The 20,145-nt window shown below is 49.3% G+C and carries 22 protein-coding genes; 7 read left to right on the forward strand and 15 right to left on the reverse strand.

Annotated features, from left to right (window positions below):
- Positions 1 to 56: 56 nt before the first annotated feature.
- The 5 genes from gnd to JMF85_RS26920 all read right to left on the reverse strand — a co-directional run bounded on the left by gnd (position 57) and on the right by JMF85_RS26920 (position 4,502).
- Complete coding sequence (gene gnd / locus JMF85_RS26900) at positions 57 to 962, reverse strand: phosphogluconate dehydrogenase (NAD(+)-dependent, decarboxylating) (RefSeq protein ID WP_054797197.1); 906 nt, start codon at positions 960 to 962, stop codon at positions 57 to 59.
- Between the two features lie 43 nt (positions 963 to 1,005).
- Positions 1,006 to 2,520, reverse strand: coding sequence for a glucose-6-phosphate dehydrogenase (zwf, locus tag JMF85_RS26905; protein ID WP_155614452.1), 1,515 nt, complete (start codon positions 2,518 to 2,520; stop codon positions 1,006 to 1,008).
- Between the two features lie 148 nt (positions 2,521 to 2,668).
- On the reverse strand, positions 2,669 to 3,223 hold the full coding sequence (hxlB, locus tag JMF85_RS26910) for a 6-phospho-3-hexuloisomerase (RefSeq protein ID WP_127607885.1): 555 nt from the start codon (positions 3,221 to 3,223) through the stop codon (positions 2,669 to 2,671).
- A 3-nt stretch (positions 3,224 to 3,226) separates the two neighbouring features.
- Entirely contained in the window at positions 3,227 to 3,859 is a 633-nt protein-coding gene (gene hxlA / locus JMF85_RS26915) for a 3-hexulose-6-phosphate synthase (protein ID WP_201319305.1), read from the reverse strand.
- Positions 3,860 to 3,941: 82 nt separating this feature from the next.
- The gene (locus JMF85_RS26920; RefSeq protein WP_054799737.1) at positions 3,942 to 4,502 is read right to left on the reverse strand and encodes a DJ-1/PfpI family protein; all 561 of its coding nucleotides are present in this window, start codon (positions 4,500 to 4,502) and stop codon (positions 3,942 to 3,944) included.
- Positions 4,503 to 4,633: 131 nt separating this feature from the next.
- Here JMF85_RS26920 and JMF85_RS26925 point away from each other — a divergent pair, with 131 nt between their 5' ends.
- From JMF85_RS26925 to JMF85_RS26950, 6 genes are all read left to right on the forward strand, one after another.
- Positions 4,634 to 5,032 carry a winged helix-turn-helix transcriptional regulator gene (locus JMF85_RS26925; RefSeq protein WP_127607883.1) on the forward strand — a complete coding sequence of 133 codons (399 nt, stop codon included), beginning with the start codon at positions 4,634 to 4,636 and terminating at the stop codon, positions 5,030 to 5,032.
- A gap of 49 nt (positions 5,033 to 5,081) precedes the next feature.
- Complete coding sequence (locus tag JMF85_RS26930) at positions 5,082 to 5,513, forward strand: Rrf2 family transcriptional regulator (protein WP_201319306.1); 432 nt, start codon at positions 5,082 to 5,084, stop codon at positions 5,511 to 5,513.
- 128 nt (positions 5,514 to 5,641) lie between these two features.
- On the forward strand, positions 5,642 to 6,505 hold the full coding sequence (locus tag JMF85_RS26935) for an SDR family oxidoreductase (RefSeq protein ID WP_127607881.1): 864 nt from the start codon (positions 5,642 to 5,644) through the stop codon (positions 6,503 to 6,505).
- 110 nt (positions 6,506 to 6,615) lie between these two features.
- The gene (locus JMF85_RS26940) at positions 6,616 to 6,942 is read left to right on the forward strand and encodes a hypothetical protein (protein ID WP_127607880.1); all 327 of its coding nucleotides are present in this window, start codon (positions 6,616 to 6,618) and stop codon (positions 6,940 to 6,942) included.
- Between the two features lie 212 nt (positions 6,943 to 7,154).
- Positions 7,155 to 8,087, forward strand: coding sequence for a polysaccharide deacetylase family protein (locus tag JMF85_RS26945; RefSeq protein ID WP_236596014.1), 933 nt, complete (start codon positions 7,155 to 7,157; stop codon positions 8,085 to 8,087).
- An 89-nt stretch (positions 8,088 to 8,176) separates the two neighbouring features.
- Entirely contained in the window at positions 8,177 to 8,605 is a 429-nt protein-coding gene (locus JMF85_RS26950) for a cell wall hydrolase (RefSeq protein WP_201319307.1), read from the forward strand.
- Between the two features lie 68 nt (positions 8,606 to 8,673).
- Here JMF85_RS26950 and JMF85_RS26955 read toward each other — a convergent pair whose 3' ends face one another.
- Both JMF85_RS26955 and JMF85_RS26960 read right to left on the reverse strand, forming a co-directional pair.
- Positions 8,674 to 9,153 carry a YhcN/YlaJ family sporulation lipoprotein gene (locus JMF85_RS26955; RefSeq protein ID WP_164751813.1) on the reverse strand — a complete coding sequence of 160 codons (480 nt, stop codon included), beginning with the start codon at positions 9,151 to 9,153 and terminating at the stop codon, positions 8,674 to 8,676.
- A gap of 17 nt (positions 9,154 to 9,170) precedes the next feature.
- Positions 9,171 to 9,974: a divergent polysaccharide deacetylase family protein gene (locus JMF85_RS26960; RefSeq protein WP_201319329.1), complete on the reverse strand. Its 804-nt coding sequence runs from the start codon at positions 9,972 to 9,974 to the stop codon at positions 9,171 to 9,173.
- A 141-nt stretch (positions 9,975 to 10,115) separates the two neighbouring features.
- Here JMF85_RS26960 and JMF85_RS26965 point away from each other — a divergent pair, with 141 nt between their 5' ends.
- On the forward strand, positions 10,116 to 10,865 hold the full coding sequence (locus JMF85_RS26965; protein WP_201319308.1) for a polysaccharide deacetylase family protein: 750 nt from the start codon (positions 10,116 to 10,118) through the stop codon (positions 10,863 to 10,865).
- Between the two features lie 72 nt (positions 10,866 to 10,937).
- Here the strand turns inward: JMF85_RS26965 and JMF85_RS26970 are convergent, their stop codons facing one another.
- The 8 genes from JMF85_RS26970 to JMF85_RS27005 all read right to left on the reverse strand — a co-directional run bounded on the left by JMF85_RS26970 (position 10,938) and on the right by JMF85_RS27005 (position 20,141).
- On the reverse strand, positions 10,938 to 11,813 hold the full coding sequence (locus JMF85_RS26970) for an alpha/beta fold hydrolase (protein WP_201319309.1): 876 nt from the start codon (positions 11,811 to 11,813) through the stop codon (positions 10,938 to 10,940).
- Between the two features lie 102 nt (positions 11,814 to 11,915).
- A complete protein-coding gene (locus tag JMF85_RS26975; RefSeq protein WP_201319310.1) occupies positions 11,916 to 12,914 on the reverse strand; it encodes an ABC transporter permease in 999 nt (332 codons plus the stop codon).
- Between the two features lie 61 nt (positions 12,915 to 12,975).
- The gene (locus JMF85_RS26980) at positions 12,976 to 14,451 is read right to left on the reverse strand and encodes a sugar ABC transporter ATP-binding protein (protein ID WP_127607873.1); all 1,476 of its coding nucleotides are present in this window, start codon (positions 14,449 to 14,451) and stop codon (positions 12,976 to 12,978) included.
- Positions 14,452 to 14,655: 204 nt separating this feature from the next.
- Positions 14,656 to 16,773, reverse strand: coding sequence for a (Fe-S)-binding protein (locus tag JMF85_RS26985; protein WP_127607872.1), 2,118 nt, complete (start codon positions 16,771 to 16,773; stop codon positions 14,656 to 14,658).
- Between the two features lie 15 nt (positions 16,774 to 16,788).
- The gene (locus tag JMF85_RS26990) at positions 16,789 to 17,460 is read right to left on the reverse strand and encodes a GntR family transcriptional regulator (protein WP_127607871.1); all 672 of its coding nucleotides are present in this window, start codon (positions 17,458 to 17,460) and stop codon (positions 16,789 to 16,791) included.
- A gap of 123 nt (positions 17,461 to 17,583) precedes the next feature.
- The gene (locus JMF85_RS26995) at positions 17,584 to 18,558 is read right to left on the reverse strand and encodes an electron transfer flavoprotein subunit alpha/FixB family protein (protein ID WP_127607870.1); all 975 of its coding nucleotides are present in this window, start codon (positions 18,556 to 18,558) and stop codon (positions 17,584 to 17,586) included.
- A gap of 15 nt (positions 18,559 to 18,573) precedes the next feature.
- Positions 18,574 to 19,332, reverse strand: a complete 759-nt coding sequence (locus JMF85_RS27000) for an electron transfer flavoprotein subunit beta/FixA family protein (RefSeq protein WP_054797183.1) — start codon at positions 19,330 to 19,332, stop codon at positions 18,574 to 18,576.
- A 38-nt stretch (positions 19,333 to 19,370) separates the two neighbouring features.
- Positions 19,371 to 20,141, reverse strand: a complete 771-nt coding sequence (locus JMF85_RS27005; RefSeq protein WP_181410136.1) for an enoyl-CoA hydratase/isomerase family protein — start codon at positions 20,139 to 20,141, stop codon at positions 19,371 to 19,373.
- Positions 20,142 to 20,145: the final 4 nt, after the last annotated feature.

Here is a 20,145-nt window from a genome sequence, read left to right on the forward strand (position 1 = left end):
TACCGTACCGTGTATTTTTTTATTCCGCTTTTCGATAAAATCCTTCAAAACGCGTCCTACACCGTAACGGTGCTTTTCTCCACGGCATGCCCGCCAAATTCGTTCCGCAGAGCGGCCACGACTTTGCCTGTGAACGTATCGTGATCCAGGGAACGGTAGCGCATCAGCAGAGACATGGCAATGACCGGCGTCGCTGTCTGAAGATCCATAGCTTCCTCCACCGTCCATTTGCCTTCGCCGGAGGAATGCATCACACCTTTGATCTCATCCAGCTTGGCATCTTTGGAAAAAGCGCGTTCCGTCAAATCCATCAGCCAGGAACGGATGACGGAGCCGTGATTCCAGACCCGGGCCACCTGCTCATAGTCGAAATCAAACCCGCTTTTCTCCAACACCTCGAAGCCTTCACCGATAGCGGCCATCATGCCATATTCGATTCCGTTATGAACCATCTTCAGGTAGTGGCCGCTCCCGGCTTTACCCGCATACAAATAGCCTTGGTCCACGGCGGTGTCGCGGAAGATGGGCTCCACTACACGCCATGCTTCCGGGTCCCCGCCAACCATGTAGCAGGCCCCGTGCCGGGCGCCCTCCATACCTCCGGAAGTTCCGGCATCCATAAAGTGAATCCCTTTTTCTTTCAACTGATTGTATCGGCGAATCGATTCCTTATAGTGCGAATTCCCCGCTTCGATGACAATATCGCCTTGGGACAGGAGCGGCGTTATTTGACCGATGACGGTATCCACCGCCGAATGGGGCACCATAATCCATACAATCCGCGGAACCGGCAAAGCTTGAACAAGCTCTTGCAGCCCGGATGCGCCCTGTGCCCCGTAGCTTTTCATTTCGGCCACCGCGTCCGTATTTAAATCAAAAGCAACCACTTCGTGCTTGTGATCCATTAAATTTTTGCCCAAATTTAAACCCATCTTACCTAAACCGACTAATCCGATTTTCATATGACGCTATCCTCCTGATGTCAAGATTCGGGTCGTTCTCCTGTTATGGCGCTGAAGCTGTGACGTGCAGCGTCATTTCCCTGACATCCACCGCTTCTTCATCCGGCCACCAGCGAAACCCTTGCTCCTCCAATAAACGGTGGGCCGCCGCCGGACCGTACGAACCCGATGGATACAAGTGTAGAGGCAGCTGGTTTTCGGCAAAAGCCTCGAGAACGGGCTGCACCCACTCCCAGGCCAGCTCCACTTCCTCCCAATGGGCGAAGAACGTCGCATCGCCTCTCAGCGCGTCGAATATTAAAAGCTCGTAAGCTTCCGGCATCTGACTGGCATCCATCGAGAAGTCCATCATGACAGGTTCCATCTGTCCGTTGTGCAGCAGATTTTTACTATTCAGCTGCAGCGTTATCTTTTCATCCGGATTGATTTGAATCGTCAACAGGTTCGGAACGGCCTGGTTGGCATTCCCGTACGGTTCCTTGAACCGGTCTTTAAATTCAACGGTGATGCGTGTCGACTTTTCCTTCATTCTTTTGCCGGTCCGAATGTAAATCGGAACCTCATTCCAGAAAAAGTCGTCAATCCAAAGCCGCGCGGCAACAAACGTATCGGTCATCGAGAAAGCGTCAACCCCAGGCTCTTCACGATAGGCAGCAACGGCTTGGCCTTGAATGTCTCCAGCGCCATACTGACCCCGGACGACGTGGTTTGCCGCATCCTTTTTGGATAGGCGGCGCAACGATTTCAATAAATGAATCTTCTGCTGGCGAACATTTTTCTCCGTGATTCGGGCAGGCAAGTGCATAGCCGTCATCATCAGCAGCTGCAGCATATGGTTCTGAAACATATCCCGGATCGCTCCGGCAGTTTCGTAGTAGCCGGCTCTCTCTTCGACGCCGACCGTTTCGCTCGCCGTAATTTGGATATTGGCAATATATTGATTGCTCCATAACGCTTTAAGCAGCGGATTGGCAGCCACCAGCGTTTCGAGATTTTGCACCATAGGCTTTCCAAGATAGTGATCGATCCGGAAAATTTCATCTTCTTCAAAAGATTGGCTTAATTTATGATTTAATTCGCGGGCCGATTGTAAGTCGTGCCCGAAAGGTTTTTCAATAATAAGACGCTTCCAGCCTTTGGTATCGCCTAAACCGCTCTCCTTGATACGGGAAGCAATTACGTCAAAAAATTCGGGGGCGACAGACAAGTAAAACATCCGATTTTCAGGAATGTTTAACTGCTCTTCCCGCTCTTGAATGAGCTTGAGCAGCCCCACGTATCCTTCCTTGTTCGTAACATCCAAAGCATAATAGCGGATGCAGTCCAGAAATTCCTCCAGCCGCTCCTGCGCTTCAGGCTTGCGTCTGGAAAAGGTGCGTAAAGATTGCTCGACATAATGTTGAAATTCGGCATCCGTAAACGTTTTTCGTCCCAAGCCGATAACCGAAAAAGATTGGGGTAATTTTTGCTCCAAAAATAAGTTGTACAGCGCCGGGAATATTTTTCTTTTCGCCAAGTCCCCGGTCGATCCAAACAAAACAAAAGTAATTGGATCCATGATTCTTTCCCCCCTTTAATTCCGATTCCTGACGGATCTATATTTAAGAAAAGCTCCTGATCGGAGCCTTTCGAGGAAAATGCTGATGTCTGATAAATAGTCCTCACCGAACAGCGAGGACTATTTTCAGTTGTGTACGAGTTTTCAGCTACTCCAAATTGGCATGTCGGCCAAACATCGTCCGGGAATCAAGTCCTTGCTTCTCCATCATCTTCAATATGACGGCGTCGCAAACGAGTAAGAGGGATTGTTCAAATAATGCCCCCATCGGCTGTATGGTTTGATAGGCGCTGCCCTCCTGCTCTTTCGGCGAGCCGGGCATTTTCACCGTAATATCCGATAGCTTGCCAAGCGTGGATTCCGGGGAAATGGTAATCACGGCGACCGATCCCCCCAGACTTTTGGCTTTCTCGGCTACCGGTATTAAAGTTCGCGTCTCTCCTGAACCGGATCCGATGATTAAGGTGTCGCCCTTCTCCAAATTAGGGGTTACGGTTTCGCCGACTACATAAGCTTCAATGCCCATTTGCATCATGCGCATGGCGAAAGCCCGTACCATCAGCCCGGATCTGCCCGCGCCGGCCACAAACACCTTCTTGGATTGAAGGATACGATCGACCAAATCTTCAACTTCCCGATCAGCGACGAAGTCGGCCGTACGATTTAATTCTTTTATGATTTCAGCTAAATAAGAAGTGCTCATAAATTAACCTTGTTTGATCAATTTTTGCATTTCGGCTGCGACAGCTTGTTTATCTTCCGCACCGGTAATACCGCCGCCGACGATAACAAGATCCGGTTTTGCTTTAATGACTTCCGGCAGCGTTTCTAATTTAATGCCGCCTGCAACTGCCACTTTTGCATTTTTCACGACGCTTTTGATCGTGTTCAGATCCTCAAAGGAGTTTTTGCCGACTGCCTGAAGATCGTAACCGGTGTGGACGCAAATGTAATCTACGCCAAAGGCATCGAGTTCTTTCGCGCGTCCAGCGATATCTTTAACGCCGATCATGTCGACCAGAATTTTTTTGTTTTGTTTTTTAGCCTCTTCCACGGCACCTTTGATCGTCATATCTTCGGCAACACCGAGAATGGTGATGATATCGGCGCCGGCTTCGGATGCTTTCATAACTTCGTATCCGGCCGCGTCCATGACTTTCAGGTCAGCCAATACTTTCAAATTAGGGAATGCCTCTTTAATTTCCTTTACGGCTCTAAGGCCTTCGTTAATGACGACCGGCGTACCGATTTCTACGATATCTACATACGCCTCAACTTCTTTCACCAGTTTCTTTGCTCCGGGGATGTCTACGAGATCCAACGCTAATTGCAATTCCATGTTTAATTCGCTCCTCTTCATGAATGGTTTTGGTGTTTGTTTTTAATAGTTTGTTTATTTGGTATAATAGTGTATCTACAGCTTAATTTACTGCATGGACTTGCTTAACAAATTCTTTCATGAGCTGTGGAAGGTCGTTCCAAGCATGCCCGGAGACCAGGTTACGGTCGACGTGGCAGCGAGTCTCAATATATTTGGCGCCCGCAGCTTCAACCTCCGGACGGCAAGCATAGTAAGCAGTCATTTCGCGGCCCTTAATATGGTCTGCAATTACCGTTAGAGCTACACTGGCATGGCATAGGATCATTATGGGTTTATTTTTTTCGAAGAAATGGCCGGCAAGTCTGGCAAAATCCGGATGAAGGCGAATATGCTCCGGCGCACGTCCCCCCGGAATGATTAACGCATCAAATTGCTCAGGGTTAATATTTTCGAAAGAAGCATGCGACTCGATGTTATAGCCTTGTTTTTCCGTGAAGGTTTGCCATCCTTCAAAATCATGGACGACGGTATGCAGCACCTTCTGTTCTGTAGGGGAAGCGATCACCGCTTCAAAGCCTTCTTCCAGACAGCGGTAATAGGGATAGTATACTTCTAACGCTTCGACAGCATCCCCTGTCAAAATCAATACCTTCTTAGACACTCGTATCACCTCTCCTTGCAACGTAGTTGTTTACAAGCTAGATTGTATACGCTGTGAAGAAATTATAAAAGAATGCACTTTTTTGTGCGCTGGTTACAAAAAAGTAACTTATGAGAAGTTAGGAGAATAAAATGTCCGATCTGCGCGAGGAAATATTGGATAAAATCAAGAATGGGGATTTCAATTGCGAGAAAGAATTGACGCTGGCTATTATTGGAGGAAAGTGGAAGCTGGTGCTCCTTTGGCATCTGGGAAGAGAGGGAGCGCAGCGCTTCAGCGAGCTTCAGAGGTTATTGCCTAAAATTACGCATAAAATGTTAACGAGCCAGCTGAAGGAATTAATCGATGACGGCATTGTCCATCGCGAGGTATTTCCTGAAGTGCCTCCGAGAGTGGAATATTCCATGACGGAGCTTGGCATGACGCTGCTGCCCATTATAGAAATGATGTATGAATGGGGTAAAAAGAGGATATCAGATATAAGACAGGCTTCTGCGCAAAGAGCAGCTGCAGAAGATACATCCCCTTGACTTCATTTTTTGTTGTAACTATAATGATTACACCCGAGAGGTGAACGACATGAAGCAAATTAGCAGCCGCTTTTCCATCGCTGTTCACATCTTGTCTCTTATAGCTATAAGTCCATCGCCATGTACATCGGATTTCATAGCGGCCAGCGTAAATACGAACCCGGTCGTGATCCGCAGAATTATCAGCAGCCTCAAAAAAGCCGGATTCGTGCATGTCAAGGCCGGTGCCGGCGGAGCTTACCTGCGCAAAGAGCTGGATGAAATAACGCTGCTGGACGTTTATCGGGCGGTTGAAGTCGTCGAGAAAGGTGAGCTTTTTAATTTCCATGGACACCCTAACCCTGCTTGTCCGGTTGGGGCTAACATCGAATCCGTTCTTCGAACGAACATGCTTGAAGCTCAGTCTGCCATGGAGCGTCAACTAGCTCAAGTAACGCTGAATCAACTGGTGACTGAACTACGCAAGAAAACCGCTCTTTAATGAGCTGATTTGTTCATGTGGTCTGTAGCTGGTTCTATGTTCTTCTAATTTTTTTGCATGCGTTGTAACAGAATCAGTTACAATGTTGCCATTCTCGAAAAATTGATCAGAAGAAGGGAAGAAATCTCATGTCCATTTTTGTTACCGGCGCTACAGGCGAACTCGGAGGCCTTGTCATCGAACATCTGCTCAAAAAAGTTCCTGCAGCTCAAATCACAGCCGTCGTCCGCAATGTGGAGAAAGCTTCTTCGCTCGCCGGGCTCGGAATTGAAGTTCGTTATGGCGATTACACGAAACCGGAATCCCTTCAACAAGCTTTCGCCGGCGCCTCCAAGCTGCTCTTTATTTCAAGCCCTGACTCCGACGATACGCTGCGCGTCGTTCAACATGCGAATGTCGTCAAAGCGGCGCGGGATGCCGGCGTTCGACATATTGCCTATACCGGATATGCCTTTGGGGAGGAATCGATCGTCCCTCTAGCCCAGGTCCATCTGGCTACGGAGCATGCGATCCGTACCACCGGCATTCCCTATACGTTCCTTCGCAACTCTCTGTACACCGAAGTATTTATAAATCCGGGACTTGGCGCATCCGTAGAGCATGGAGCCATTGTGACGAATACAGGTCGCGGAACCGTTAATTCCGTGACCCGCAGCGATCTGGCCTTGGCTGCAGCGACCGTTCTTGCAGGTGAAGGACATGAGAACAAGACGTATAATCTTGTTTCCAATCAAACCTGGAGCTTTGACGATTTGGCTCAAATCGTTTCTGAGGTTACCGGTAAAAAAATCGTTCACCAGTCCGTTTCCTTCGAAGAAGAAAAAAATATACTCTTGAACGCCGGCTTGCCTGAGCCTATTGCCGTACTTATGGCGGGTATTTATCATGCGGTTTCCGTGGGCGAGACATCTAAAACATCGGATGATCTGGTCAAGCTGATCGGAACCTTGACGCCTTTGAAGGATACGGTCAAACAAGCCTTGCAGAAATAAGAACTAGTGGAATATTCGAATAATCCCATCCATAGCAAGAGGGCCATTCCTGATAAGGAGTGGCCCTTCGGCTTTTCATTGAATAGAAATTTAACCTTCTATAGATGCTAATGGGTGAGGTGACCCTATTATGTTATTCCGGCCATGGCTGTTCAAGAATAAATAAGAAACAAGCAGCAAATCCTCAACAACATATTGTGCATTTGTTTGAGAAAACTAAAAAATCCAGCGATTTTGTGCAAATTTCAATTACGAACGAAATCGATTTTATCTTGAATTGCCAGATCAAAGATGCTCCGCCTGAAATAGATCTGACCGAAACTAAAAACATTTTATTTTTGGAACAGACCATCCATCAACATCATCCCAAGATTCGGATTATTCAAACTGGCGTTGGAGAGAGAGAATCTCCCCTATCAAGCAGCGCTCAAGCCTGATCGTTTTTCTAATTCTGTTCTTCGTATTGTCCAACGTCTTGGACGAGCGCAGACTTATCAGGCAATTTGCCGATTTATACGACAATTTCAGTTTTTATTTTGTATACGCCTATATCCCGCTGCTCTTTTTGATTGTTCAGTTTAAGCCAAAAAGATACCGGTGAACAAAATCAATGAAATCATGGAGACAAAGGAAAGGAGTTATGAACGAAATGTTTCAGTTCAAACGTTGTTATGCCCTGGCGCTTTGCGCACTGCCTCTCATCACCGGATTCTCTGCGCCGCCTCTCGGTCTGGATGCCGTGATGACCCGAATTATCGAGGAAGCTCCGAAGAAGCGAATTCCTCCCGTTGACGCGAGGGTCGATCGCGTGTGGGGCGCCATACCGGGTTATAATGGCCTTGAGGTCGATACGGAACGAACCTACGAGCTCAATAAGAACAAGCCTGCCGGCAGCCCGATTCAATATGTATATAACGAAACCTCGCCGAGTGTGAATCTGGATAATTTGGGAGCGGAGCCGATCTATAGCGGCAACCCTCAAAAACCGATGGCCGCTTTTATGATCAATGTAGCCTGGGGCGAAGAATTCATTCCCAAAATTCTCGACACCTTGGACAAGCATAAAGTGAAAGCGACCTTTTTCTTTGACGGTTCCTGGCTGAAAAAAAATGTGGCCACCGCACAAAAGATAGGAAGCCGCGGCCATGAGCTGTCCAATCACGCGTATTCCCACAAAAATATGAGCCAATTAAGCAAAAGTCAGGCTCTCCTGGAAATTTCAAAAACCGAGCAGCTGCTTCAAACGCACTTGCAGGTTAAGAACCGCTGGTTCGCTCCCCCTTCCGGTGATTTCGATAAGCAAACCGTAGAAATCGCGTTAAGCTTGAAGCTGAACACCGTGTTATGGACTTTGGATACGGTGGACTGGCAAAATCCGAGTCCGCAATCCCTCATTCATAAGATTGGGACTAAAGCCGGGAACGGGTCATTGATTCTGATGCATCCCACCCGTTCATCCAGCCTGGCGCTTGACGGGATGATCCAGGCTTTGCAGCACAAAGGATTGCATATAGGGACCGTAAGCGACGTCCTGTCGCCAAAGCGAATTCCAGCTCGTGAACCCGGCTTGCTGACACCCTGATGGGTGAACGTCACATAAATTCCGCGTTTGAATAGTATGTATTGTCAAAAACCGTTACCCCCATATCTCCAAAATAAAGAGGTGAAATCATGGCGGTTGTTAAAGCCAGAGAACAGGATATTGCACTCTTGGCCAGATTGCTTCGGGCTGAAGCGGAAGGCGAAGGCGAAAAGGGCATGCTGCTTGTCGGGAACGTAGGAATTAACCGGGTCCGGGCCAATTGCTCCGACTTTAAAGACATTCGTACGATTCCGCAAATGGTATTTCAGCCACACGCTTTCGAAGCGACATTGTATGGATATTTCTACCAAAAGGCACGTGATCGGGAAAAACGTCTGGCCAAAAGATCGGTCGATGGCGAGAGACATTGGCCGGCGAAATTCAGTTTGTGGTATTTCAGACCTCCCGGTGATTGTCCTCCGACTTGGTATAACCAGCCTTTGGTAGGACGGTATAAAAGACATTGCTTCTATGAACCCACCGCCGAAGAGTGCGAAAACATTTATAATACTTATTAAACAAGGACAAATAAAAGGAGCCGCGCCGGCTCCTTTTATTTGTTTCTTTTATATTTTACCTTTTTAATTTAACGGGCCGTTGGAAAAAGACGCTGGATCATCGCACTGAATTCTTCAACAAAACCGGCTACCGGTCTTCCTTGCCCTATATCTTGAACGTACCGGTTAACCCGGTCTACAAATTCGGGATTCGTGGACACATAAACGTGCTGGATATTCGGATCGGTTGAACGAACCTCATTGGCGATTTGTTCTTCCAGCTGTTGCGGGATTTCCGTTTGAGGCGTGTCCACGACCGCCGCTACATAAGCATTGCGTCTGGTAACCAGCACATTGGCTTGCTTGACGCCATTCAATCGGACAATCTTGTCAGCCGCATTTTTAGCGATTTCGACACGGTTTTCAGCATTCGTTAACGGTGCGTTTTGAGCTGGCTGCGGAGCCGCCTGCTGCCTTACCTGATTCGTTGTTTTATTCGTGCAGCCAGCGGCGAACACGGACAATGAGAGGGCCAGCAGAGCTATACCTTTACCTGTTTGGATGAACATTCGAAACTCGCTCCTTTTTAATTGGGATGGAATTGCAATGGATTTTCTTGAATGCCTTGGCCTTCGATCAGCTTGGAAATAACTACGAATTCGATATCACGCGCTTGAGCCTGCACTTGTTTAATAACTTCGGCCGTCCCCTTTCCCCCTGCTCCAACATGTCCGATTGCGACACACTTTTCGTGTTCCGTTAAATGCTGCTGCAATAATCGGAGCTGCTTCATCACATGTTTTTTATTTTTTATATCATCTAAAAAAATGTGGTTTTCTATGCAAGGAACACCGATCTGTCGGGCCACTTTCGAGACAATACTCCGATAATTGGTATGACTGTCCAGAAAGAATAGTCCTCTTTCATGGCAAACCGTCAACACGATGTTCATCACACGCTCGTCAACGGTCGCTTTCGATCCCATATGATTATTGATTCCAATCGCGTGCGGAACATCGTCGATGGCCGCATTTACCCGTTTACGGATTTCCTCATCGCTTAAATCGCAAGTAATTGCGCCTGGGCCGAGCCAGCTCCGATTCCCTTTCAACGGCTCCATCGGCAAATGAACAATAACATCGTGTCCCTTACGATGAGCCGCTTCCGCATCACTCTTGGTTGACGGTAGAAACGGCATAATCGCAACCGTAATCGGATAAGGCAAATTGAGCATTTCTTCCGTCCCCGTCATGTTGTTCCCCAAATCATCGATCACAATGACCGCCTTTGGGAGCCCCCCTTGCTCCAGCAGCTGTTCAGCGAACAGAATTTGAGGCAGCCCAAATATGGCGCTGGCGCAAATCGTCAGGATGATAAGTTGTTTGTTCATTTGCTTCACTTGGCCCACTTCCCTATTAGTTTGTCAGCATTCATTTTCTACATAAATAAAGAAAACAATGACAGGATAATAATGTGAACATAGGATGCCAACAAGATGGTTATTATAGGGATGTTACATTGAAGGAGGAATATGATGCGCATCATCTGCCGTTCACTGGTTGCAACTGCTTTACTCTCCGCCACATTGCTGAACCATGTTCAGGCCGCACCGCAAAACAAAAATCGGGAATATTATGAAGCCCGGGGGGATATTGTGTGGGAAGTACCCAGCGACGAAAAAATAATAGCTCTAACCTTTGACGATGGTCCCGATCCTGCGGATACCCCGGCAATTTTAGACCTTCTGAAACAATATGAGGCGAAAGCAACCTTCTTTGTAGTCGGAAAGCGCGTTGAAATGTACCCCGAGCTGGCAAAGAGGGAAATCGTCGAAGGCCATGAAATTGCGAACCATACCTACAGTCACAGTTATTTCAGAAAAAGGATGGGCGGGGAAAAAATAAAAAATGAAATACTAAAGGCCGAACAAGCCATCTTCACGACAACGGGGGAGAAACCGCATCTGTTCCGACCTCCTGGAGGCTATTACAGCGAAAATGTAGTGGATGCTTCGAAAAAAAACGGTTATCTGGTCGTCATGTGGTCATGGCATCAGGACACCGAGGACTGGAACAAGCCGGGCGTAAATAAAATCGTCAACAAAGTTTTGAAAAACGCGCGTAACGGCGACATTGTTCTATTCCACGATTATGTCGAAGGAAAAAGCCAAACGCTGGAAGCCTTGAAGCAAGTGCTTCCCGAATTGAAGGAACGCGGCTACCGATTCGTTACGGTATCCGAGCTGCTAACCTTTCGAAAATCTACAACCGTAGAAAAATAGCCTGTCGCGGCGAACGGTTTAAGGCTGTTGACCATGCTCAACAGCCTTAAAGTGATGTATGCAAGTATCTTTTTATGCTTGTTGATTAGGCTCTTCTTGAATCGTCCCAGGCTCAAATACAGGGATAGGAACGTGCGTCTCCTGGAGGTCGCGAAGGATGCGACGACCCGTTGTTGCAAACGGCTGCGCCTCGATCCACTGTCGAATCAGCCTGTTAGTCGGGCCTGCCCATTTGGTTGGCAGCTGGTGTTTCGCTTTAGGGATGAAATGCAGCGTGCTGTTCGGCAATTGCCGGTGGAGCATTTTCGCATATTTGTGAAAGCCGGAATCTTTCTTACCGTAGAGCAGCAGGGTCGGCAGGGGAATCTCCTTCAGCCGCTGCGTGCAGCTATAAGTCAATCCGCTTTTGTAATATTGCTTGTGATTGCGGATGTCTCCTCTTAGGGCAGCACTATAGAGCTTCTTAAAGTTTTCCGGTGAGCTCGCATTGCCCCAGGTGATGGCTGCGGTCAGAACTCGTTTGGCATGAAGGCCCGATGTATAAATCGCAGCCCAGAACCTGCTTCTCAGCATAAGATCGCTGACCTCCGACATAGCGCTTATAAGGATTCCCCCGTGGAACAGGCCCGGATAAGCGAGCATGGCCGCAAGCGCCACCGAGCCGCCGGTCGAATAGCCGCAAATGCAAGCCTTCTTCACCTCGAGCGCGTCCATTAACCCGCGAATATCGCCGGCTATCAACGGAATGGTCAGCGGCTGCTTGGAATAGGGGCTCCTGCCATGACCACGAACATCGACGGTTATAATTTGATAAGTGTCGGACAGCTGTTCCAACTGATCGTCGAAGTTGTTGCCCTCCAGCAAGGGAGGATGAACGAAAATGATCGGCAACCCCGATCCCTTAACACGGTAATACAACGTAGTTCCGTTGACTTCTGCATATGGCATGGGTCTCTTTTCGCCTTTCTTCTGCTAGCACTTAATAGGAATCAACCGTATTTTTCCCCAATCCGTTTATTGGCTATGCGCGCAGCCTGCGATCCCCCTTCGTTATTTGGAGTAACCGTCCTGCGAATATTTCCTTCGGTACACATCGAGTAACGCCGCGATAAGAATAACCAAGCCTTTCACCACTTGATCCCATGCCGGCGGTACATTCAACAAATTCACCGCGTTGGAAACAAGGGAAATCAGGAGAACGCCCAGCAGGGTGCCCACTATATGGCCTTGTCCGCCAAATAAACTGGTGCCGCCAATGACGACAGCCGCAATGACGGTCTGTTCCATGCCCAATCCGGCGTTCGGACCCGCCGATTCCAGCCGGGCTGCAAGCAGAAGGCCTGAGATGGACGCCGTCGCTCCCGACAGCACATAGGCGCCCGTGATGACGCCCTTGGTCCGGACTCCTGCCAGTCTCGCTGCTAATTCATTCCCGCCGCTGGCACGGAGGGATCGTCCGTATATCGTGTGTGAAAGAAGGATATGGGCGATCATCGCCAACAACCCGACGATGAGAAGCAGTACGGGAATCCCCTCTATTTCCCCATTGGCCCAATAAATAATGCTGTCCGGAATTTTCGTTACTTTAGCTCCATCCGAATAAATAAGGACGATCCCGCGCGCAACTCCCATTGTGGCCAAAGTCACGATAAGCGGAGGGATTCCCACTCGGGTGACCATAATCCCGTTAACCAAGCCGAAAAGGATGCCGATCAGCAATGAAGCTGCAACTCCCACGAGGACAGGAGCTTGATGGTCGACAATCAGGTCAAGACCGATCATAGACGAAACCGCCAATACCGCTCCAACCGAAAGGTCGATTCCTCCCGTCATCATAACAAAGGTTAATCCCATAGCAAGCACAGCAAGAATCGTCGATTGAAGAAGCAGGTTGACCCAATTCGTCGCCGTAAAAAAGACGGGCGAAAGCATGGTGAGAACTGCACAAAAAATGAGGATCACGGCAAGCAGTCCCAGACTTCCCAAGTAACGAAAAAGGCTTCGTTTCGATACACGCATGTTGGCAAACGGAGAAATGATTTCTGGCATAGATCCTTGTTTCTGTCCCTGTTGCAAATCGTAACACCTCTTCACGCTATTATTGATGAAACTATTGCATCAGATTTAAAATCTTTTCTTCCGTCGCTTCATGACGAGGCAGCTCGCCCGCTACTTTTCCATGATGCATGACCAAGATGCGCGTACATAGACCCAGGAGCTCCTGCAGATCCGAAGAAATTAAGACAACCCCCTTGCCTTTCTTGACCAGTTCATGAATCAGTACATACAACTCGGCCTTCGAGCCCATATCCATACCGCGTGTCGGTTCATCCAACAGGTAGATCTCGCTGTCGGCTGCAAGCCATCTGCCCAACATGACCTTCTGCTGATTCCCGCCGCTTAAATACTTTACTTCCTGGTCAACATGATGAATTTTGATGTCCAGCTCCATCACTTTATCGATCGCCAGGTCCCGCTCATCGTCTTTGTACATAAAGTGACGGCGGGAAAGCCTGTTCCAGCTCGAAATGGATAAATTACTGGATACGCTCATGTCCATCAGCAGTCCTGACTCGATCCGGTTTTCGTGCACATAGCCAAAATGCTTCTTCACCGCTTGGTGAGGATTAGCTGCATCGAACTCTATATTTTTACAGTAAATTACGCCGAAATCTTTCTTGGTTTCTCCGAAGATGGTACTGGCCAATTCCGTTTGTCCGGATCCTACCAGACCGGTCAAGCCTAATATTTCACCTTCGTGCAGCTTGAAACTTACATGATGGAACCAGGGTTCCTTCGATAAACGCTCAATCCGCAGCAATTCTTTACCCAATACTTCGTTAACGGGCGGAAATAAAGTGTGAAGCTCGCGTCCCAGCATGAGCCGGACCATATCCCGCTCCGATAGTCCGTTCACCTTACATGTAATCACATGCCGGCCGTCGCGCAACACGGTGATCCGGTCGCACAGATCAGCAATTTCCTTGAGCCGGTGGGTGATATATAGGATCGCAATCCCTTGTTCCTTTAAGCTCTTGATCAGCCGGAACAGATGCGAGCGTTCATGATCGTTCAAATAATCGCCGGGTTCATCCATAATCAATATTTTCGGTTTATGCGCGACTGCCTGGGCGATCGCTACAAGATACCGGTCTGCCGGGGAAAGATACCGGACAAGCGCAGCCGGATGAAGATGGCTCCCGAGCGATTTCAACAGCTCCCTGGATTTCTTTTTCATGTTCATGTAATTGGAGAAAATACCTAAGAAAGAAGGCTGCGCCCCGATAAATATGTTCTCGGCGATCGTCATATCCGGAATCAGACAAGGTTCCTGATACACAATAGAAATTCCCAGCTTCTTGGCGTGATAAGGCGACTTTATGTGCACCTTCCGATTGTCCACATAGATTTCGCCAGAGGTTAGTTCATGTACGCCTGCGACTATGTTGACGAGCGTTGATTTACCGGCCCCATTCTCTCCGACAAGCGCATGGACTTCTCCGGCTCTCAATTCCAAATTGATCTCATGGAGCACCTGAACGCCATAGAACATTTTGCTAATATTTCTCAGTTTAAGAAGCGACATCGTCCACCTCGATTGTTCCACCGAAACTTTAGTCTAAGTGTAAACGAGGCATACCGAAAAATAATACAACCGATCTTGCTGAATCATTATAGTTTATTGCTGACATGTTGATTGGAAGGCGGGTTCTCCGAATGGCGGCTGCTTCGTGTGAACGAATAAAAGGCCACCCTCTAAACGAAGATGACCTGATCAAATATCGCTGGTTTACAGAACGGATTCCGCTAAAATTTCAGCGATATCCTTCGTCTTGACTTGTTCGTCCACATTCTTCAGTTTAGCCCCATCGCTCATCATGGTAAGGCAGTAGGGACATGCGCTGCTGATCAGGGTAGGATGGACGGCGATGGCCTGTTCGACACGGGCGACGTTCACACGTTTGCCCGCCGTCTCCTCCATCCACATCATCCCTCCCCCGGCGCCGCAGCACATCCCGTTCTCCTTCGCCCGCTCCATCTCCACCAGCTCGACGCCGGGTATCGAGCGCAGAATGTTCCGCGGCTGGTCGTAAACGTCGTTGTAGCGCCCCAAATAACAAGAATCATGGTACGTAATCCGCTCTTTGATTTCGCGTTTAGGAATTAACTTCTTCTCTGTGACCAACTGATCGAGCAATTCCGTATGATGATACACTTCCGCCTCCAGGCCGAATTCCGGGTATTCGTTTTTCAACGTGTTGAAGGTGTGCGGGCAGGCGGTCACGATTTGTTGGACCTTGTACTTTTTAAACAGCTCGATGTTCTCTCTGCACAGCTCCTGGAACAAAAATTCATTGCCCAGTCTTCGCGCCGTATCCCCTGAATTTTTCTCCTCTTCTCCGAGCACGGCAAAATTGACGCCCGCTTCGTTCAACAGCTTCACAAGAGAACGCGTCACCTTGTTGTTTCTCGCATCATAGGAACCCATCGAGCCAATAAACAATAAATACTCAAACCCGGGGTTCTCTTTCACCGTCGGCACGTGCAGGTCCCCCGCTTCTTCTTTCCACTGAAAACGGTCCTTCTTGCTGAATCCCCATGGATTGCCTTGTCTCTCAATGTTTTGAAGCGCACGCTGTCCGCCCGCAGGAATGCTGCCCTGCATAAGAACAAGCTGCCGGCGCAAATCAATAATTTTATCGACATGCTCGTTGCCGACAGGACATTGGTCTTCGCAATTTCGGCAAGTGGTGCACTCCCAGATTTCTTCTTCGCTCATGACATCGCCGATTAACTGGACGTCTTCAATGTTCTTACCGGTTACGGCCCAGCCCGTTTTTTGCAGTTGCATGGTGGGTCCGATATTGGTTACGTCCTGCTCCGGGAATGTGCCGGGCCGATTCGCATGATCGAAAGCATGCGCTCCCTCATAGCCGAACACAAAGCCGGGCACCCACGGCGATTTGGACGTCAAGCTGTGGCCCTTCTCCATTAAATGATCCCGCATCTTGACGATCATATGCATGGGGGACAGCGACTTTCCGGTATTGGAAGCCGGACAAACGTTGGTGCATCTCCCGCATTCCACGCAGGCGTAAAAATCCAGCATTTGCGTTTGCGTGAAATCTTCTATTTTCGCAACGCCGAACGATTCGGCATTCTCATCTTCCAAATCAACCGTTTTCAATTTTCCGGGCGGCTCGCTTCGCTTCAGCCATAAATTGACCGGCGCCGCTATAATATGAAAATGCTTCGACTGCGGGACATAAACCGCAAATGCCAACAGGATCAATAGATGAATCCACCAACACGTAAAAAACAAGTTGACGGACGACTGCAAGGATAAGCCTCCGAACAGGAGGGCAATAGCGGATGAGACGGGCGCATGCCATGCGAAATCATGCTGCAGCATGACACGTTCAAAGGAAAGCGTAAACAAAACGGAGAGCATCAGAAAGAAGATGAAAAACAAAACAATACCAGGCTTCCACCCTTGTTTAAGACGTTTAACCTTCTCGATATACCTTCGGTATCCTGCGTAGCCGGCCGCCCCCAGGATGAGGAGAACGGTAATTTCCTGTACCAACGAGAACGCGGAATATCCCGGGATCGGCAGCGGCTTGCCCGCTAGTCCTTTATAAATCAAATCGATGGCGCCTGCCTGCAAAATGATGAACCCATAAAAAATAACGATATGCATCCATCCGCTTTTCCGATCCTTCAACAGCTTCTTCTGGCCGAAAACTTCGCCCAGAAAATTTATCAGGCGTTCTTTGGAATATAACGGAGCGGATGCAGGCTTACCCAAACGAATATAGAGGTAACGTGTGTAAAGAACCTTCATCAATAAATAAAGCGCGAGCCCCGTTACCCCTAAAAACACCAAAAACGGAATGGCAGCCCCCATAATAACCTCTCCTATTTATTGAGCATCATCTTCATGTTTGGCCGGACCCAGGAATTGATGTCTCACATAATTCAAATGGGTAATGAATGTAGCGCACGCTTCTTCTTTGTTTTTGTTCTTAAAGGCATCGAGGATCGGTTTATGCATGTAGGCAAGCTCCAGCAAATCGCTGAAATAAAACTGGTTGGTGAAATACCAGACGCGATTCATCTTATTGGTCACATCCTGCCAAACCTGATAGACGAAGGAATGATCGGCGATTTTATAAATAACGCTGTGAAAAGCAACATCGCTGATTCTCATTTTTTCAATATCGTCGGTTTGGCCGGCGGTCACCATCTCGTTATAGATGGCCTCCAGTTCAGCGATATCCGCGTCCGTAATACGTTCGATAGCCCTGCTGATGGCAAACGTTTCGAGCACTTCGCGGAAGCTGTACATTTCCTCCACGTCTTTCTTCGAGAAGTTCGAAACATACGTTCCTTTGTTGCCGTGCGTTACGACTAACTCATCCTTGCGCAGCAGCGCTAAAGCTTCACGCACCGTGCTTTGACTGACGCCGTACGTTCTTGCGAGCTCCAGCTCGACGATGCGGTCCCCGGACTTCAGCTCCGCCCTGATAATCGAGTCTTTAATCGCCTCGTAGACCTGCTCGGAAAGCGATTTGTATACAACGGTTTTTTTCATAGTGGTCACTTCCTTATATAAACCTTTTGTCCTCTAGCTGAATACGGATTCATAATAACAACAATATCCGGTTCCTTCAATAGGATACACACCGCCCGGGTTTCATTTCCGTGCTCCCGGTTCCTAAATGGCCAGTTTTTTTCTGAATTCCTCCGTTAGCAAAGGCACGATCTCGAACAAGTCGCCTACAACGCCGTAGTCCGCGATTTGGAAGATCGGAGCTTCCGGGTCCTTATTAATCGCAATAATCGTTTTGGCGTTCGATATGCCGGCAACGTGCTGGATCGCTCCGGAAATCCCGCATGCGATATACAGATCGGGAGTCACGACCTTGCCCGTCTGACCGATTTGCAGGCCGTAATCGCAATACCCTTCGTCGCAAGCGCCTCTGGAAGCCCCTACCGCTCCGCCGATCACGGCGGCCAGTTCCTGCAAAGGCTGAAATCCGTCCTTGCTCTTGATCCCCCGTCCCCCGGAAACGACGATTTTGGCTTCCGCCAAATCGATCGCGCCCGTCGATTTAAGCACAATGTCGCGGATCACGGTTCTCAGGTCTACGCTGCCCGCCTCGCACGGAATCACTTCCGGTGTCGCCCGCTCCCGTAATGGTTCGGCCTTGAAGTTGTTCGGCCGGATGGTCACAAACATCGTGTCCGAGGTGAACCGTTTCTTCTCGAATGCTTTACCCGCATATATCGGCCGTACATAAACCGGCTCGTCGCCTTCGAACTCCACATGCGTGCAGTCCGTGACCAAGCCATAGCCGAAACGGGAAGCAATCCTCGGCGCGACATCCTTCATATTCGCCGTATGTCCCGCGATAATAACATCCGGATTCGTTTCTTGAATCGCTTGGACGAAGGCCTGATAGTAGATGTCCGAATGATACGCATCGAACAGGGCGTCCGGGAACAGCAGGACTTGATCGGCGCCATGCTCGCCCAAGGCTTCTACATGCGGGGACGCCTGGCTTCCGAACACCGCCGCGATCAAGGTGCCGCTGCCGGCCATTTTTTTGCCGATGGACACCCCCTCCAAAGATACTTGACGAAGTGCGGCGCCTTTCATTTCTGTAATAACGAGAACTTTTCGATTCATCGTACGTCCTCCCCCCTAAAAAATCGATGTTTTCTCAAACAGAATGTCGACAAGCTCACCTGCCGCATGCGGCAAATCGTTATTGTCGATAAACCGGCATGCCTGCCTTTTCGGAGGCAAGTACCGGTCCACCGTTACGGTCTTGGCCGTTCTGTCCAGTCCCGGCAATTGATCGGCCTGGATCGTCGTAATCGGTTTCTTCTTCGCCTTCATGATGTTAGGCAGAGAAGGATACCTCGGCTCGTTAAGCCCCTGCTGGCAGGTGACGAGCAGCGGCAGCTTTCCTTCGATTTTATATATATCGCCCTCCACATCCCGCTCCAATTCGGCCCGGCCCTGCTCGATGTTGAATTGAATAACCGAGGTGACGTGAGGGAGCTTCAGCTCCTCGGCCAGGCGAACGCCTACTTGTCCCGCTCCGTTATCGATCGATTGATTGCCCGTAAGAAGAAGATCGATGTCCTTATCCCGGAAATAGCAGGCAAGCGTTCGGGAGATGACATGCTCATCGCCCTCCACTCCGCTGATGATCACCCCTTGATCCGCGCCCATCGCCAACGCATGGCGCAGCGAAGACTCTGCCCGCTCGGGACCGATCGTCACAACGGCCACCTCTCCGCCGAACCGTTCGCGCAGCCTCACCGCTTCTTCCACCGCATATTCATCATAAGGATTCATAATCCAATTCGCCTGGTCTTCCACGACGTTCCCGTGATCCAGTTTTATTTTGTCTTCCGTATCAAACGTTTGCTTCAAGCAGACCCAGATTTTCAAGTCGATCCCCTCCCCGATTTGATGTGGTATTTACGCGATTAACGGTGCTTATACACCGGCTTTCGCTTATCCATAAAGGCTTGCACGCCTTCTCTAACGTCCTCGGTTTCATGAACCTGATAGAAAAGCTCGCGTCCGATCCGATTGAAATCGTGCTTGGAGAGACCGTACTGAATCACAGCTTGTTTCACCGCTTGTACGGCTGCCGCCGGCAGGGAGGTGAGCTCTGCCGCCAGCTCAAGAGCAGTTGAATATAACCGGGCCGGCGGCACGACTTCGGAAGCCATGCCTATGCGCTTCGCTTCCGCCGCGGAGATGACGCTGCCCGTCATCATCAGCTGCATCGCCTTGCCGGCGCCCGCGATGTCGATCGTTCGTTCCAATCCGCCATTTCCCGGAAACACGCCCCGAAACACTTCAGGAAAACCGATCTGGACGTTATCGGCAAAAATCCGAAAATCGAAAGCCGCCGCCAGCTCGGCGCCACCGCCGAGCGTCTTTCCCTGGATGCAGGCGATGGTCGGCTGCGGCGTATGCAGGATCGACTGCAGCATGGCATGACCTTCATCCCATACGATCCGGGCCGCTTTCGTCTCGATGCGCGCGGGAAACTCTTTCAAATCGGCGCCGCAGCAAAAATGCGGACCCTCCGTTTCAAACACAACAACACGGACACTCGAATCTTGGGCGATCAGGGAAAACGTATCTTTGAGTTCTTTTTTCACCTGATTGGATAACAGGTTCAGTTGCGGATTGGCCAGCGTAACCTTCGTAATGCCGTCAGCGACCGTTTCGGTTTTAACGAACATAGGA

This window comes from Paenibacillus sp. EPM92 (genome assembly GCF_016586185.1).
Lineage (GTDB): Bacteria > Bacillota > Bacilli > Paenibacillales > NBRC-103111 > Paenibacillus_G > Paenibacillus_G validus.

Coding starts and splice junctions, on each gene's coding strand:
- hxlB (WP_127607885.1), bottom strand. CDS start 3,223: ATGAGCACTTCTTATTTAGCTGAAATCATAAAAGAATTAAATCGTACG.
- JMF85_RS26935 (WP_127607881.1), top strand. CDS start 5,642: ATGTCCATTTTTGTTACCGGCGCTACAGGCGAACTCGGAGGCCTTGTC.
- JMF85_RS26970 (WP_201319309.1), bottom strand. CDS start 11,813: ATGCCATATGCAGAAGTCAACGGAACTACGTTGTATTACCGTGTTAAG.
- JMF85_RS26960 (WP_201319329.1), bottom strand. CDS start 9,974: ATGAACAAACAACTTATCATCCTGACGATTTGCGCCAGCGCCATATTT.
- JMF85_RS26950 (WP_201319307.1), top strand. CDS start 8,177: ATGGCGGTTGTTAAAGCCAGAGAACAGGATATTGCACTCTTGGCCAGA.
- JMF85_RS26985 (WP_127607872.1), bottom strand. CDS start 16,773: ATGGGGGCTGCCATTCCGTTTTTGGTGTTTTTAGGGGTAACGGGGCTC.
- JMF85_RS26980 (WP_127607873.1), bottom strand. CDS start 14,451: ATGTCGCTTCTTAAACTGAGAAATATTAGCAAAATGTTCTATGGCGTT.
- JMF85_RS27005 (WP_181410136.1), bottom strand. CDS start 20,141: ATGTTCGTTAAAACCGAAACGGTCGCTGACGGCATTACGAAGGTTACG.
- JMF85_RS26945 (WP_236596014.1), top strand. CDS start 7,155: ATGTTTCAGTTCAAACGTTGTTATGCCCTGGCGCTTTGCGCACTGCCT.
- JMF85_RS26990 (WP_127607871.1), bottom strand. CDS start 17,460: ATGAAAAAAACCGTTGTATACAAATCGCTTTCCGAGCAGGTCTACGAG.
- JMF85_RS26940 (WP_127607880.1), top strand. CDS start 6,616: ATGGGTGAGGTGACCCTATTATGTTATTCCGGCCATGGCTGTTCAAGA.
- JMF85_RS26925 (WP_127607883.1), top strand. CDS start 4,634: ATGTCCGATCTGCGCGAGGAAATATTGGATAAAATCAAGAATGGGGAT.
- JMF85_RS26975 (WP_201319310.1), bottom strand. CDS start 12,914: ATGCCAGAAATCATTTCTCCGTTTGCCAACATGCGTGTATCGAAACGA.
- JMF85_RS26955 (WP_164751813.1), bottom strand. CDS start 9,153: ATGTTCATCCAAACAGGTAAAGGTATAGCTCTGCTGGCCCTCTCATTG.
- hxlA (WP_201319305.1), bottom strand. CDS start 3,859: ATGGAATTGCAATTAGCGTTGGATCTCGTAGACATCCCCGGAGCAAAG.
- gnd (WP_054797197.1), bottom strand. CDS start 962: ATGAAAATCGGATTAGTCGGTTTAGGTAAGATGGGTTTAAATTTGGGC.
- zwf (WP_155614452.1), bottom strand. CDS start 2,520: ATGGATCCAATTACTTTTGTTTTGTTTGGATCGACCGGGGACTTGGCG.
- JMF85_RS26995 (WP_127607870.1), bottom strand. CDS start 18,558: ATGAATCGAAAAGTTCTCGTTATTACAGAAATGAAAGGCGCCGCACTT.
- JMF85_RS26965 (WP_201319308.1), top strand. CDS start 10,116: ATGATGCGCATCATCTGCCGTTCACTGGTTGCAACTGCTTTACTCTCC.
- JMF85_RS26930 (WP_201319306.1), top strand. CDS start 5,082: ATGAAGCAAATTAGCAGCCGCTTTTCCATCGCTGTTCACATCTTGTCT.